Raw genomic sequence first — 14,963 nt, forward strand, 5'->3', positions numbered from 1 at the left:
CAATACTCGAAGAATCAGTGACGGATTGCAGTGAAACCGGATTGGGAGCGAAAACACAAGACCGGGAATGAGGAAAAGCCGCTAACACAGCGGAATTCCTTGTCATTTTTCCGTCGACTTCAGGTTCAGCTTGAACCGCGCGGACATCATGGCGGCGTCACCTCGAGCTCGTCCTCGAGCGTGATCTTCTCGAAATCTGTCACCAGCGCGTCGATCCGCAGATGCCAGCGGCCGGCGAAGGGAAGCGCGACCTTGCGCACATGCCAGTAGCCGTCGGGCCCGAGCTCGGCGTCGCGCTCGATCGGCTCGATGCCGCGCTCGGGCAGGCTCAAGGTCAGCGTCGCCTCCTTGGCCTTGAGCGGCGTCGCCTCGCCGGTCATGAGCTGAAGCACGAAATCATCGACACCGGCCTTGCCCGGCGACACCAGCACCTGGAACATCGCCTTGTCGGTGTGGATGTGGATCGCCAGCGGCGTCTCCGGAATGATCGTCCGTGGCGGCGGCGTGAAGCGCCAGCCCGCGACGACGGCGAAGATGCCGAGGGCGACGATGCATTCGAGCACGATCGCGCGCTTGAGGGCGGGCGCGGCCTTGTGATCCCGCACCAGCGCCGGCGTCAGTCGGAAGCGGTTGAGCGCGGCGAGTGCCAGCAGAGACAAAACCAGCGCCAGCTTGATCGAGAGGATGAGGCCATAGCTGGTCTCGACGAGCGCCGACAGCTTTTCGAGCTGGATGATCGCGAGCAGCAGGCCAGTCAGCGCCAGCGCGGCGACCACCGGCACGGCGATACGGGAAAAGCGGTTCAGAACAGGTAACGTCGCGGCCGTCGGCTTTGACACCAGTGCTGTGAGCGGCGCCAGGGCGCCGATCCAGAAGGCGACCGCGAGGCCGTGGAGGAAGATCGCCGGCCGCGTCAGCATTTCGGGCGGCGCCGTTGCGGCGTGTCCGGTCATCGCAAGCGACAAGCCCACGCCAACAAACCCGATGGCGGCAAAAGCGCGTGCGTACCACGCGCTGCGCAGCGCCATCAGCGCGTGCGACATGGCGACGATGGCGACCAGCAAGGCAGGGCCTGCGCTGGTCGCGAAGGCGATTGTCCAGGGGGCCATCGTTACAAGAGCCGCCGGCGGCAGACCGAGGAGATCGAGCCCCAACGCGCCCAGGGAGACAACGGCGCTCGGGAGGCCGATCGCGAGCGCAGCGCGCGGCACGGTCATGCCTATCATCGACCATGCAATCGCGCGCGCAAAGAACACCCCGCCGACGCCGACGAAAAGCCCGAGATAGAGACCGATCCGAGCGAGCCAGATCAGCGCGTTCAGCCCGCCGTCGACATTGGCCGGCGGCTTCGTCGCCGTCGGCGCGCCGATCGAGAAGATCACCGATCCCGCGACGGGATGGCCGTCCTGCGAGATCACGCGGTAGCTCACGACCGCTGTGCCCTGCGGCAGGTCCGGCGGCATCGCGACCGAAATGCTCTCGCCCGTTGTCGTAACCCGCGCATCGTCCCGTGCCCTGCCCGCTCCGTCGATCAACTGGATCGCGCCCGGCGTCACCGCCTCGTTGAAACGCAGCTCCACTGCCTTCGGCGCGCTCGCAAGGATGCTGCCGCTCGCCGGCTCGACCGAGATCAGCGCCGCATGCGCGAATGCGCCGGTCGAATAGCCGACGAGGATCAGCAGTGTCGCGAGCGCAGCGAGAAGGCGCATTACGGCGTTGGCAACAGCTTCACGCCCGGGGCCGGCGACTTGTTCTCATGCTGCCTTGCCCCTTCCGCCGGGATTTCGATCCAGCGGCTGACACCCTTCTCGCATTCCTGCACAACGGGGAAATACAGCATGGAGTTCGGCTTCAGCGTGTCGGTGAGAAAGCTGCTGATGACGAACTCGTCGTAATTGTGGTCCGGTAGCTTGCCGCCGGACCAGACCACTTCCTTCGCTCCCGACGACAGCTTGTTGCCGTGATAGTCGTACTCGCTGGCATATTTGCCCTCGACGACGTCGACATTCCAGCCGGCCTTCGGCATCGGCTTCGCGGCGATGACGCCTTCGGGGATCTGCACGCGGATCTTGACTGTCGGCGAGCCCGAACAGCCATGCGGCACGGCGAAGACGGCCTTGTAGGACGCGCCGACCGTGGCCTGCTTGCCTTCCAGATAGACGTGTGCTTGCGCAGGCGATGCGGCGAGCACAGCCATCAGGATCAACCAGGGTGTCTTCGACATGTTCGGTCTCCCGGGAGTTAGATCGCGCTCGTCACATCTTCATTCCCGAATGATCGGGCATTTTCTTCATCATCATGTGGCCGCCATCGCCGGGTGCCTGGGCACCGACACCCTGGACATCAAGCGCCACGGTAACCTTGCCCGCCTTCTCGAACTCGAGCGTGACCGGCACCTTCTCGCCCTCCTTGAACGGGCTCTTCAGCTCCTGGAGCATCAGGTGGTAACCGCCAGGAGCGAGCTTCACCGTCTTGCCAGGCTCGATGACAAGGCCCTTGTCCAGCGGGCGCATCTTCATCACGCCATTGTCCGTCGTCATTTCGTGGATCTCGGCCTTGCCCGCAATATCAGCAGAAACGCCGATGAGCTTGTCGGGCGCCGAGCCCTTGTTCTCGATGGTCAGGAAGCCGCCGGCAACCTTGGCGCCGCCCGGCGTCGCCCGGCTCCAGGCCTGGGTGATGACGAGATCGCCGGCCTTGACGTCCTCGGCGCGCGCCGGCGCGGAGAGCACCGCCGCCGAGAGTGCAGCGAGTGCGAAAATGCGTGAGAGCTGGTTCATATTGATTGCCTTTCTTGTCGCCGTTGAGATTGTCCCACCCGTCAGAACGTATACTTGCCGGCGAGAACGAAAGTTCGTCCCGGGAACGGATGGAACAGGAAGTATTGCTCGTTGAAGAGATTATCGATGCCGAAGTCGAACGCGAAATTCTTCGTCGCGTTGTAATGGATCTTCAAGTCCACAACGAAAAAGTTATCGAAGGCGCCGTAGACGTGAGGGATGATATCCGAGTTGTCCAGCGTCGAATATTGCTTGCCGCTGTAGCGCGCCGCAACCGTGTAGGCCCAGCTGTCGTTCGGCCGGTATGTGACGCCGAACTTGGCGCGCCAGTCGGGCACAAAGGGCACGCGCTTGCCGACCACACTGGTTGGGCCCTTCCAGTTCGGATCGGAGATGATCCTGGAATCGACGTAGGTGACGCTGCCGAACACTTGCAGGCCGCTCACGAGCAAATTGTCCTTGTCGCCTGACAATTCGACGCCCTGCATACGAACGGCCGCGACGTTGCTGACCGCCGTCTGCACCGATTGCGCGCCGCCCGCATCAGTCACCGTTGTCGATTGCGAGATCAGCGCATTATTGGTCCGCTCGCCGAAGACGGTGAGCCGCACCCGCCCGTCGCCCCAGCGCCGCTCGAGATTGAGCTCTCCGGTGAAGTCCTGCTCGGGTGACAACAACGGATTGGCCAGATAGGTGACACCACCGACGCTGATGTTCTGATAGAGCTCGGTCACCGTCGGATAGCGGTAGGCCTCGCCGAAATTCGCAGTGATGTTCCAGTCCTTGTTGGGATCAAACGACAGCGCCGCCTTCGGCGAGAAATTGGTCGAGGACAACCCCGGCTGCCACGTCGGCACGACCGACGTGATGACGCCGGCACTGGTAGCGGTGGTGTTGAGGTTGAAGCCTTCGACCGCTTGCCAGCTCTCGAGCCGTCCGCCCAGCGTCAGCTTGACGATTGGCGTGATCTTCCAGGCGTCCTGCGCCCAGAGTGCTTCGGTGCGCGTCTCGCCGACGCCGGTCGAATAGAGCTGGCCGTTGCCGGTCGAGGGGGCGTTGTACCAGACCGTCGAGGCATAGACGGGGTTTTCGAGCCGGTAACGGTCGCCATGCACGCCAAAGCTGATCTCGTGCTGACCGTCGATCCCGAACGGACGCCAGATGCCCTTGGCGTCGGCGTTCTGCCAGTTGGTGCCGTCCATCCGTGTCACTTTGCCGTTCAGGGAGTAGCCGAGGCCCGGTGACGGCACGACCGTATAGGGATTGACCAGAGTGTCCTGGAGATAGTTGTAGCTCGAGGCCGAGAGGTCGAAGTCGAAGATGCCCTTGGTATCGCTTCTGACCGACACGGCGTTGCTCACATGGAGCTGATCCCAGGTGTATTTGCTGCTGGCAAAGCCGCTGACGCCTCCAAAGGTCGGCAGGCCCGTCGCGGCCGATTTCAGATAGGTCTGCGGATCCGAGGTCTGGTGATTGTTCCAGATGCCGAACGAGTACGTCGCCTGCACCAGCGGCGTGATGTCGTAGGCGAGGCGCAGATTGCCGGACGTCTGCTGCGAATGCGCCAGCACTCCGGTGCCAACGACGTCGGCGATACCTCCGGTCTTGTTGAGTGCGGCAAAGCCGCCTGTCGTGCCGGCAGGAAATGATCCGTTGGTGGTGTACGTCAGCGGCTGCTGAAAACTGTCGAGATGATTTGCACTGACGAGCCATGACAGCTTGCCGTCGCGATTGCCGGCGGCGGCGCTGGTCTGGCTCGTGACGTAGGTGTCCTTGGTGCCGTATTGTTTCCACGGCATCACCGAGACTGTTTCCTTGGCCACGGCAAACGGCTTGTCCGGCATCTTGGAGGTGATCAGCAGCGCGCCGCCGATCGAATTGCCTGGATAGGCGGCGGCAAACGGACCATTGAGGAAATCGACCCGCCCGATCGCTTCGGGCGAGATCAGGTTCCATTTCGGCGAGGCGCCGGAGTTGTTGTTGCCGATCAGCGCCGAGATCAGCAGGTCGTCGTAATAGATCAGCGTGCGTGCACTGGAGTTCAGGCCCCAGCTTCGCGTCGCCAGCACCGCCTGGTTGTCGCCGTCGTTGCGCTTCCGCACGAACAGGCTCGGCATGTATTTGACGGCGTCCTCGGGGTCCTTGAGGTTGATGGTCTCGTCGGCCTCCTTCGCCGTAATGCTGAAGGATCGCTGCGGCAGCTGATAGCGCGCCACCGCTGCCGGTGGGTCCAGCGACGCTCGAGCGCTGCCGGCGCCTTGGTCATTGGTAGCGGTCACTGCGGCCGCACGGTCGGCCACCGGCCTTGCCGATGACCTCCTGGCTCCAGCAGTCTGCACCACCGCCGGCCAGCGCGGCTTGGGTTTCACCGTCGCGGGTGCATCGACGGTCACCGCCGGCAGCGCTCGTTCGCTGCTCTGTGCGAAAACGCTGCTTGACGACGCAAGCAGCGTGGCCTGAACGGCAACGACACTCACGCCGCGGCGGGCATGACGACGTAACATGGGGCATTCCTGACGCCGGCAGCCATTCGCCGGCCAATTGACACATCAATCGCCGGCGGACGGACCGCGGCGACACCGAGGGTCGTCAGGAAAGATGGGGAGGCCCGCGCGCCTGGGCGATTGAGCCGTTATGGGTGGCGACGGTGGGCGCATCCGCATCATGCCACATCACGCGTTCGGCGTGGCGGAAGGGAGTGGAGAGCGTCGCCTGAGGCGGCGAATCGAACGACGCGTTGGCGTGCGCCAGGCAACACAGCGCGCAGGCGCCGGCGTGCGCTGATGGCGCGCCCTGGTCGTCCGGACCGCCCCTCTCGCTTGCGCTATGGCAGATGACGGCGGCCTGGAGCGGATCGGCAACGGCCTGGCCGGCCGCCCAGCAGGCGGCAATCGGCGCCAGCACCTGCATCACCAGCGCGAGCAGGACGATCGGTAGGAATTTCTGCAGCCGTGCGCGCATCCGCCGAACCATTTATTCGCCTACTAACTAAACACGACCGGCCACGGAGTCGAGAGCGCTTTTTGGACGAGATCGACACAGGTCAAACTCAATGCTGCGCTTGTCCCTATTCAGTTCACAAGGTGAATAGCGGGATGCATCGTGCCAAGCCCCCCGACGACGGTCAGAATGGCAAGGCCGAGAGCAAGCTCGATGGTGCTGTTGCGCGTGAGCCGGCGCAATGCGTCATTGCCGGACGGGGCAAGCCGCGGCGTCACGGAGAACCGGTTGATCAAGGCGAGTATCAGCATAAGCGCGAACAGGACGAGTTTGAGCAGCAGCAACTGCCCATAGCCAGTGACGAACAGCGCGTGCACCGAGCCGACCAGGATGACAGTGTTGATGAGCCCTGTTGCCACGAGCGTTACCACGCTGACCATGCCCATGATCGAAAACCGCCCCACGACGTCGCGGGCTAGCGAAACCGCCTTGCTTCGGCAGGCCGCAGCAAGGAACAGGATCAATGATGCGAGGCCGCCGATCCAGGCCGCGGCCACCATCAGATGCAGCGCATCCGCGGCAAGATGCAGGTCGCCGGCCTCGCCAACGGTTGAGCCGGCATGACCGCACCAGGCGAGGCTTGCGACAAATGCGAGCCCAGCCGCAAATCCAAGCCATTGCACGATCGGCACACGATCGTAGACGAGGCAAGCCGCCAGCCAGATCGCAAGGCCTGCTCGAACCGTTGTCACCTGGCCGAACTGTGTTTCGTTGATCACCGTCGAGAGCACATCCGCGGTCAACGCTTCGAGCGGCATCCCGCTCATCGACACGGCCTGAAGCAACAGCCAGATCCCGCCAGAGATCACGGCAACGGCGAGGCCGATCCATGAGACCCGCAGGGTCGGCGTCGCGAACGGAGTTGGCACGGTCGCTTCCGGGCGCAGGGCCGGCGCAGCGATGGCGGTCCGAAAGACGACATCTCCAACCGTGATCGCGGTCGCCGCGAAGTGCACCGCGCGCGTCGCTACCAACGGCGCCTCTGCTGCAGACCAGTCCATCGGCGGTCAAGTCCTCATGGACCGACCTGGAAGGTGAAGCTCCCGTCGGTCGTATGGGTATCAACGGAGAGCACGCGCCAGTTCACGTGGAAGGTACCAGTGCCGCCCGATTTCAGCGAGACCGACATCTGGTTGCCGCTGACGCGCGCCTTGCCGGCATCCACGCGCTGCCCGGAGGGACCTGTGACGGATATCGAACTGAACGCCGCTTCCAGCTTCTGGGTGAACCAGAGCGTCACCTCGCGCGGAGGGCTCGCGACCTTGTTGCCGACGCGCGGCTCCGCATGGTCGAGAAATGCGTGTGCGCTCGCTTCGCCGGCCATCAGCGACGCCAGGAGGAGCAAGATCGAACTCAGGGAACCTCGCATCGCTCAATTCCTTGCAAAGGGGCTTGCGGGCTGGACAGCGCCGCCGAAAATGGGCTTGCCGATGCCACGCGGGTCGATGTCGTCCAGATACAAATGCAATTGGGCGATAAAGCCGACATTGGTGCCACTTTGTCGGTTGATCGGAATCAGCGCCTCGACGGCGACTTGAAACGTGTTGCCGACCCAGATGACACCGGGATTGATCGTCCCCGTCGTCGTCGTGCCTGAGGTCAGCGTGTTTGCCACCGGCGTCTGCAGGTTGGCTTCGACGAGCGGGATCAAATGATTGATGAACTCCGGGAGCCCGAGATCAACGACCGAGGATTTCAGATAGGGCATGCTGTATTGAATGGTGCCGCCCCAGTTCAGCACGCGCGCATGGAATTCGGTGTCCGCAGTCAGTTCGCCCGTATCCGGATCAATCCCGACACTGGTCGAAAAATTCCTGCCCGGGATCGCGTAGCCGACCTGGCCCGTGATCGCCACCGGCCGCAACCACGAGAACGTATCAGGAAGATCACCAAGGCCTTTGCCGAAATAAATCGTCGGCGTGTAGGTATTGAACGGGTCCGCACCGACGCTCTTTGCGCCCGTACCGCCCCATTCCACGCTCAAGCCCACCGACATCACGAACTCATGCTCGGGGTTCTTGAACACGCGATATTTGAACGTCGTATCCAGATTCTGGAATCCATTGGCTCCGGGAACCGTCCGATCGATCGGCCCAAGGAAGGTGTAAGTCGTGCCAAACGACACCGCGAAATCCTCGGTGATACGCTTGGAGAACTCACCCGATACGTCGCGTTGACGGACAGGAGGAATGTCGCCCGTCTTGAAGCTGTCGACCGTGGGAAGCGACAGCTCGTCGTTGACGCCGGGATCATCGATGCCGAGCGTTGCCGGGAAGAAGCGGTTGCCAACGATTTCGTGGGCTACGCCGCCGGAAAGAGGAATAAGCGCAATCGCGGTGCCCCAAAGGCCCGCACGCATGTGAGAGATCGACATGAAAGGTCTCCGCAGATTGACGTGCCCGTTCAGCGGCCGGTTTGGCCGCGAAGCTCACGTCGCCTGCGGTGGTGCGCGCGCCTGCGCGTTGGAGCCGCCGCGCGAGCTGACCATGGCGGCGCCAGCGTCGCGCCAGACCACGCGCTCGGCGAGTCGGAATGGCGTGGAGAACGTCGCCTGCGGCGAATCGAGCGACGCGCTGACCTGCGCCAGGCAACAGATCGAACAGCTTCCGGCATGTGCAGCTGGCACACCGGTCTGACCCTCCGCGCCAGCGCCCGACGGATCAGTGCTGTGGCAGATGACCGCGTTTTGGAGCGGATCGGCAACGGCCTGGCCGGCCGCCCAGCAGGCGGCTATCGGCGCCAGCACCTGCATCACCAGCGCGAGCAGGACGATGGGTAGGAATTTTTGCAGCCGTGCGCGCATCCGCCGAACCATTCGTTCGTCTGCTAACTAAACACCGGGCCGGCCCCGAGTCGAGGTCCGTTCCAACGGCTTCCTGGCCCAGCGCAAACTTCCCGAAAACTGTGGCCGGGGGTGCCCATCCGGAGAGGACGTCCGGCATTTGAGGCAGTCGAACCGTCCTGCCTATCCACAGATTTCTTATGTTTATCATACGCTTACAGGGTCAATAATCCGATCATTTCGTCAATTGCTCGAATTTTGAACAATCGTTGCCGAAAATGATGACAAGTGAGAAAAGTTGATCTAGCATCCCTCTTGCTCAGGCTGGCCGCGAGGTCGAAGTCTGGTGGTCCAAGTCTCGGGAGGAGCCCCTGGCGCGCAAAACGCAGCGTCGCCCCGCCAATCAAGATCAAATCTTAGAATCGGGGATAATAGGGTCGACACAATTTTGAGCGGGGCTAGGGCCCCGCTCTTTTTTTGTCCGCATGGCCTCTCTGCCGATGAATGCTTCCTCTAATCTGATCGAACAGAGCCTCGAACTTGCGGCGGCGCGCTGCGCGGATCTCACGCCGCTCGTTTACCAACGTCTGTTCGATGAGCATCCCGAAACACCCACGATGTTCCGCTCGCAAGGCAGCGAGCTCGTGAAAGGATCGATGCTCGCGCTGACGATCGAGGCAATTCTCGACTTCGCAGGTCAGCGCAGCGGACATTTCCGGCTGATCGCCTGCGAGGTCGTCTCGCACGATGCCTATGGCACGCCGCGCGAGCTGTTCATCGGCTTCTTCGCCGTCATCAGGGATACGCTACGCGACCTGCTCGGCGACGAATGGTCGCCCGAGATGGCGCAAGCCTGGGACACATTGCTCGTCGATATCGACGCGTTCGCTGGCATCGCAGCGTAACGCTTTGCGCTGCACCAACGCGCCCCACGACGATTTCCCGCGCGATTGCAGATTGGGTGGCGTGATCTCCTCGATTGTGAGACACTTTCCGTATCGGTCGCGCAAACAATGACGCGCCGACGATAAAATATATGGGAGCGAGCGATGTCCGGCACGAAAGATTTCTCGACGACGAGGCGCGATCTTCTTCAGGCGGCAGCGACCGCCGGCGCCGCGACTGCCATGCTCGGCAGCATAGGCATAAACCCAGCACTTGCAGCCGAAGTCGGACGATCCGAGAAGCCGCTGAAGGCGGCGTTCTCCAACGCAGGCCTCCAGGCGACCTGGTGCGCGCAGGGCAAGCAGGCCGCTGAATTCTGGGGCAAGCTGTTCAACGTCGAAGTCACCTGGTTCGACGGCCAGCTCGACGCGGTGAAGCAGCGCGCCGCGATCGACAACATGGCCTCGCAGAAATGGGATTTCGTCGCGATCCAGGCCTTCGGCATCGGTACCCTCACCCAGCCCGTGCAGAAGATGATCGACGCGGGCACACCCGTGATCGACATGGACACGCTGATTGCTCCTCTCGATCAAATCAACGTCCACTCCTTCCTCGCGCCCGACAACGAGTTCATGGGCGCTTCGGTGACGCAGGCGCTGTGCAACGCGATGGGCGGCAAGGGCAAGATCATCATGACCCAGGGCGCGCTGGGCCACACCGGCGCGCAAGGGCGTGCCAAGGGCTTCAACACGGTCGTCAAGCAGTTCCCTGGTATCGAGGTGCTCGACACCCAGCCGGCCGACTGGGACGTCTCCAAGACCGCGCGCCTTTGGGAGACCTATCTGACGAAATATCCGCAGATCGACGCGGCGTTCTTCCACAATGACGACATGGCGCTTGCCGCTGCCAACATCATGAAGGCGCACAACCGCACCAACATCCTGATCGGCGGCGTCGACGCCATGCCACCGGCGATCCAGGCGGTGAGCGAGGGACGGATGTTCGCAACCGTACGCAATCCGTCCTGCCGCATCCATGGCGGCGCGATCATTGCGGGCGTCGCCGCGGTGGCGGGTGGCGAGAAGAGCGGACAGGGCATTCCCAAGAACGTCGTCACCGACGGTCCGGTCGTGACCAAGGCCAACGCCGCCGGCATGCAATGGATGCAGGATCACTTCCTGATCTGAGCCTCCATGCCAGAGGATCGTTCGCCTATCCTGGAACTCCAGGGCATCACAAAGAGCTTCGGCGGTGTCGAAGCGCTTCGTGGTGTCGATTTTGCGCTCTCACCCGGCGAGATCCACGGTCTCGTCGGCGAGAACGGCGCCGGAAAAAGCACGCTGATGAAGATCATCGCCGGCGTGCACACCGAATTCTCTGGCCGCTTCCTGATCGACGGCAAGGAGACGCATTTCCGCTCGGCCCGCGATGCGCGCGCGGCCGGCATCGCCATGGTGCACCAGGAGCTCAGCGTCGCACCCGACCTCACGGTCGCGGAAAACGTGTTCCTGGGCAATCAGCCGACCAACCGGCTCGGTCTCGTGCAATGGCGGCGCATGGCGCGCGAGGCCGGCGAGCAGCTCGCCCGCTTCGGCATCGACGTCGATCCGATGAGCCGGCTCGGCGATCTCCCGATCGGGCTCCAGCAATTGATCGAGATCGCCCGCGTGCTGTTCTCCGGCGCCCGCATCGTCATCCTGGACGAGCCGACCTCCGCCCTCTCCCCGCCGGAGGTCGAGCGACTCTTCTCCACCCTCCGACGATTGCGCGAGCAAGGCACCGGCATCGTCTTCATCTCGCATTTCATCGAAGATATCTTGCGGGTGTCCGACACAGTCACCGTATTCCGCAACGGACGGAAGGTCGCCGAAACCACAGCCTCAGCAACCAGCAAGGGCGCGCTGATCGAGGCCATGATCGGCCGCGGCGGCGAAGCGCTCGAGCACAGCTACAGCGACGATTTGATGCTGCCGCGGTCGAGCGACAGCTCGGTGGTCCTGAAGGCTGATCAGCTTTCGCTGGCCCGCAGCCTTCAGGACGTTTCGTTCGAAGCGCGCGCCGGCGAGGTGCTCGGCATCTACGGTTTTATGGGCTGCGGCCAGCAGGAACTGTCCCGCATCCTGTTCGGCAAGCTCAAGCCGGACAGCGGCACCCTCGCCGTCGAGGGCACCCCGAAAACCTTCGCCAGCACTGCCGCCGCGCGGCGCGCCGGCGTGGCGCTGGTGCCGGAGAGCCGACGGGCGATGCTGTTCCTCCAGGAGCCGGTCTACAAGAACATCTCGATCAGCATTCTGGATCGCATCTCGGCGCTCCTGCTCAAGCCAACCCAGGAGCGCGATATCGCGAAACGGCAGGTCGACCAGTTGCAGATCAGGCCGCCGGTGGTCGGCCTCGACCTCGGCATGCTCTCCGGCGGCAACCAGCAGAAGGTCGCACTCGCAAAGTGGCTGACCTACCCGCCGAAGCTGCTCGTGCTCTGCGAACCCACGCGCGGCATGGATGTCGGCGCCAAGAACGACGTCATCAACATCGTCCGCGACCTCCGCGCCAAGGGGCTTGCCATCATCGTGCTGTCGACCGAGCCGGAAACGGTGCTGTCGCTGGCCGACCGCATCCTCGTGCTCAAGCGCGGCGCGGTGGTGCGGGAATTTGCGAACGAACCGGTCAGCAAGGACCGCCTGCTGGAGGCGGCGTGACGGAGAAGCCAATGGCGAGCAGCGAGACAGTTCCAGCGGCCAAGCATGGGGCCAGCGGCCTCCGCCCCTTCCTGCGCTCGCAGATGCGCAACATCGCACCGTTCCTGACGCTGATCTTCCTGTCGGCCTTCTTCGCCCTTGCGAGCCCCTCCTTCGCGACGCTCGACAATCTCGGCAACATCCTGACTCAGGTGTCGGTGACCGGCATCATCGCCGTCGGCCTCACCTTCGTGATCCTCTGCGCGGAGATCGACCTCTCGATTGCCAGCATCGCCAACGTCACCGGCATCGCAGTCGCCTATTTCACGCTCCAGGAATCCTACGTCAACATTCCCAACATCCCCCTTCCCGGCGCTGCGGCGATCCTGCTGGCCATTTTGCTCTGCGCGGCTCTCGGCCTCGTCAATGCGCTTGGGCTGACCGTGATCGGCATCCCCTCCTTCATCATGACGCTCGCCATGATGCAGATCGCCGCCGGCATCTCGGCGCTGCTGGTGCGGGGCCAGATCGCCTACAAGGTGCCAGACCTGATCACGACACTCGGCTCCGGCTCGATCGGCGGCATTCCCTGGATCGTCATCGTCGCCGCGATCATGCTGCTCGGCGGCCATCTGGTGCTGACCTACACGCGCTTCGGCCGCTACGTCTATATGGTCGGCGGCAATCGCGAGGCGGCCGAATATTCCGGCCTCAATGTCAAGCTCATCCTCGGCGCGGTGATGGTGATCTCGGCGGTGTGCTCAGGCATCGGCGGCATGCTCGGTGTCGCCCATTTCGGCAGCGCGCAGCAGAACGAGTTCGATACCTACCTGCTCGACTCCATCGCTGCCGTCGTGGTCGGCGGCACCAGCCTGTTTGGCGGCCGCGGCGGCATCGGTAACACCATCGTCGGGCTGTTCGTTCTCGGTGTTCTGAATAACGGCCTCGACCACGTCAACATCGACAGTTTTTTGAAGATCCTGATCCGCGGCGTGATCCTGCTGGCGGCACTGATCATCAACGTCTATGCGCAGCGGCTGCGGGAGAAGGCGGCGGAGTAGACCGTCCTCAAAACAAAAACGCGAAAACAACCCCATGCACAGTACAAATCATTGAGAGATTTGGCATGGAGTGACTCGAGTGCCTGCCGCGACGACGTTTGACTCGTCGGGCAAAACAGGAGCACGGTGTCATCATGGCACCGTGTCGATGGACTCAGGACCGCTCCCCACGCTCCGTCATTGCGAGCGCAGCGAAGCAATCCAGACTGTCACTGCGGAAGGATTCTGGATTGCTTCGCTGCGCTCGCAAGGGCGATGTGGAGGCAGAGGAGCAATCTAGTCCGACGGAAGCCGCGAGAATCGGAAATCGCAGTGGCTCGCGCCGCCAGCCAGCGTTTGTGTCCTTTCCAGGCGGATGCCTCGCGTTGCGTAGGCATCGAAATCAAGTCCACAAATGTTCGGCAAGAGTTCTTTGTCTCCATGGCGAGCCGCGAATTTGCAGAAGCCGCAAGCCTTGTAGTTGATGCCGAATTCAAAATTGTCCCCCGGGCCCGGCGCGACGAAATCGTAGACGAAATCTTCCGGAAACTCTTTCTGATGGCTTTTTGTAGCGCTTCTTGTCGCCTGCTCGCGCAGCAAAGTCTGGTTTTCTGACGACATGAATTGACGCCCCGAAGCGAGACGTTCGGCTTCGGGCACGGTGAGCAATTGCGCCTTGTAGGTCTCTCGCTCGATTTCGCCGATCAACGACAGCGACAACCCGTGTCGGCGGAGCACCCGGCTGATGGCCATAAAGCCCATGAGACGCATGAAAAAATCGCTCATGCGATTTGCCGCGCCTCCGACATAGGGCATTTGGGTGAGCACGATTTCGAATTCGTCCATCACCTCCTGCCTGATCCCATCAATGTTGGAGAGAGGCGTGCGCTCGCGCAACATCGCTTCGGCGAGGTCGATGCGATGATGCATGGCGGCCTCCATTGCACCGCGATGCGACTCGTAAAAGGGATGGATGCTCTCAGTCATTGGACAGCTCTCTAACACGAGTAGCCTGGTCGGCGGGCCATGCGATCTCCGGACGTTGCGAACCGAACGTAACCGGGGACGCCAAGTCGGCGCAAAGCATCGTTCCTTCGGTCAAGCACTAGAAAATCTATTGCAAGGCCGTGGCCCATCAGTGTCAAACTACAGCGCGATGACCTACACGCTTCCTCCACTCAACGCGCTCCGCGCATTCGAAGCCGCCGCGCGGCATCTCAGCTTCAAGCTGGCCGCGCACGAGCTGCACGTAACGCCCGCCGCCGTGGGGCAGCAGGTGAAAGCGCTGGAGGCGCGCCTCGGCGTACGCCTGTTCGAGCGGCTGCATAAGCAGCTCATCCTGACCGCGGCGGGTCAGGCCTATCTGCCCGGGATATCCGATGGTTTTCGTCGCATTGCGGACGCAACCTCGCAATTGAAACCGGCAGGTGCGGTGCTGCTGCAGTTGGGAATCCATGCCAGCTTCGACCTGCGCCGCCTTGAATTGGCGGAGTTTCGCAGCGCGCATGCGGACATCGGTTTGCGGGTGCTCCAGCCCGCCGGCTTGCACGAGTTGGTCGAGGGCAAGGTCGACCTGCTGATCGCCCGCGGTCTTGGCCATCATCCGGGCTATCGCTGCGACCGGGTCAATACGGGATCCGGTTTGGGTGATTGGCTGATTGCGCCTGAAGGCACCGCGGATTGCCCCGAGGTCATAAGCTTCCGCGAATGGCTGCGCGCCCTGCCGGCCGAGAACCGGCTGGCAAGCCGCCGCCCTCGTCTGGTCGGCATCGTCGGAAGTTGAGGCGACCGCGAAGCCGCA

The 14,963-nt window shown here is 62.8% G+C and carries 15 protein-coding genes; 5 read left to right on the top strand and 10 right to left on the bottom strand.

The window, feature by feature from the left end:
* Window positions 1-146: 146 nt before the first annotated feature.
* From ABIB73_RS02855 to ABIB73_RS02895, 9 genes are all read right to left on the bottom strand, one after another.
* Window positions 147-1,709 (bottom strand): copper resistance CopC/CopD family protein, encoded by a 1,563-nt coding sequence (locus ABIB73_RS02855; RefSeq protein WP_354221231.1) that lies wholly within the window; start codon window positions 1,707-1,709, stop codon window positions 147-149.
* Complete coding sequence (locus ABIB73_RS02860) at window positions 1,709-2,224, bottom strand: YcnI family copper-binding membrane protein (RefSeq protein WP_354221233.1); 516 nt, start codon at window positions 2,222-2,224, stop codon at window positions 1,709-1,711. The genes ABIB73_RS02855 and ABIB73_RS02860 overlap by 1 nt, the downstream gene beginning before the upstream one ends.
* A 31-nt stretch (window positions 2,225-2,255) precedes the next feature.
* Window positions 2,256-2,780: a copper chaperone PCu(A)C gene (locus ABIB73_RS02865; RefSeq protein ID WP_354221235.1), complete on the bottom strand. Its 525-nt coding sequence runs from the start codon at window positions 2,778-2,780 to the stop codon at window positions 2,256-2,258.
* Window positions 2,781-2,821: 41 nt separating this feature from the next.
* A complete protein-coding gene (locus tag ABIB73_RS02870; RefSeq protein ID WP_354221237.1) occupies window positions 2,822-5,284 on the bottom strand; it encodes a TonB-dependent receptor in 2,463 nt (820 codons plus the stop codon).
* An 85-nt stretch (window positions 5,285-5,369) separates the two neighbouring features.
* Window positions 5,370-5,741 carry a DUF2946 domain-containing protein gene (locus ABIB73_RS02875; protein ID WP_354221239.1) on the bottom strand — a complete coding sequence of 124 codons (372 nt, stop codon included), beginning with the start codon at window positions 5,739-5,741 and terminating at the stop codon, window positions 5,370-5,372.
* 110 nt (window positions 5,742-5,851) lie between these two features.
* Window positions 5,852-6,781, bottom strand: a complete 930-nt coding sequence (gene copD / locus ABIB73_RS02880) for a copper homeostasis membrane protein CopD (protein WP_354221241.1) — start codon at window positions 6,779-6,781, stop codon at window positions 5,852-5,854.
* A gap of 14 nt (window positions 6,782-6,795) precedes the next feature.
* Entirely contained in the window at window positions 6,796-7,149 is a 354-nt protein-coding gene (locus ABIB73_RS02885; RefSeq protein ID WP_354221243.1) for a copper resistance CopC family protein, read from the bottom strand.
* 3 nt (window positions 7,150-7,152) lie between these two features.
* Window positions 7,153-8,154: a hypothetical protein gene (locus ABIB73_RS02890; RefSeq protein ID WP_354221245.1), complete on the bottom strand. Its 1,002-nt coding sequence runs from the start codon at window positions 8,152-8,154 to the stop codon at window positions 7,153-7,155.
* 54 nt (window positions 8,155-8,208) lie between these two features.
* Window positions 8,209-8,583, bottom strand: coding sequence for a DUF2946 domain-containing protein (locus ABIB73_RS02895; RefSeq protein ID WP_354221247.1), 375 nt, complete (start codon window positions 8,581-8,583; stop codon window positions 8,209-8,211).
* A gap of 479 nt (window positions 8,584-9,062) precedes the next feature.
* Here ABIB73_RS02895 and ABIB73_RS02900 point away from each other — a divergent pair, with 479 nt between their 5' ends.
* The 4 genes from ABIB73_RS02900 to ABIB73_RS02915 all read left to right on the top strand — a co-directional run bounded on the left by ABIB73_RS02900 (window position 9,063) and on the right by ABIB73_RS02915 (window position 13,183).
* A complete protein-coding gene (locus ABIB73_RS02900; protein ID WP_354221249.1) occupies window positions 9,063-9,467 on the top strand; it encodes a globin in 405 nt (134 codons plus the stop codon).
* Window positions 9,468-9,611: 144 nt separating this feature from the next.
* Entirely contained in the window at window positions 9,612-10,634 is a 1,023-nt protein-coding gene (locus ABIB73_RS02905) for a sugar ABC transporter substrate-binding protein (protein WP_354221251.1), read from the top strand.
* A 6-nt stretch (window positions 10,635-10,640) separates the two neighbouring features.
* Entirely contained in the window at window positions 10,641-12,143 is a 1,503-nt protein-coding gene (locus ABIB73_RS02910) for a sugar ABC transporter ATP-binding protein (protein WP_354221253.1), read from the top strand.
* Window positions 12,144-12,154: 11 nt separating this feature from the next.
* Window positions 12,155-13,183, top strand: a complete 1,029-nt coding sequence (locus ABIB73_RS02915; protein WP_354221255.1) for an ABC transporter permease — start codon at window positions 12,155-12,157, stop codon at window positions 13,181-13,183.
* A 276-nt stretch (window positions 13,184-13,459) separates the two neighbouring features.
* Here the strand turns inward: ABIB73_RS02915 and ABIB73_RS02920 are convergent, their stop codons facing one another.
* Entirely contained in the window at window positions 13,460-14,149 is a 690-nt protein-coding gene (locus ABIB73_RS02920) for an L-2-amino-thiazoline-4-carboxylic acid hydrolase (RefSeq protein WP_354221257.1), read from the bottom strand.
* A 169-nt stretch (window positions 14,150-14,318) separates the two neighbouring features.
* On the opposite strand from ABIB73_RS02920, the gene ABIB73_RS02925 reads away from it, so the two are divergent.
* Window positions 14,319-14,945 carry a LysR family transcriptional regulator gene (locus ABIB73_RS02925; protein ID WP_354221259.1) on the top strand — a complete coding sequence of 209 codons (627 nt, stop codon included), beginning with the start codon at window positions 14,319-14,321 and terminating at the stop codon, window positions 14,943-14,945.
* The last annotated feature ends 18 nt before the right edge of the window (window positions 14,946-14,963 follow it).

The organism is Bradyrhizobium sp. F1.4.3 (assembly GCF_040548375.1).
Lineage (GTDB): Bacteria > Pseudomonadota > Alphaproteobacteria > Rhizobiales > Xanthobacteraceae > Bradyrhizobium.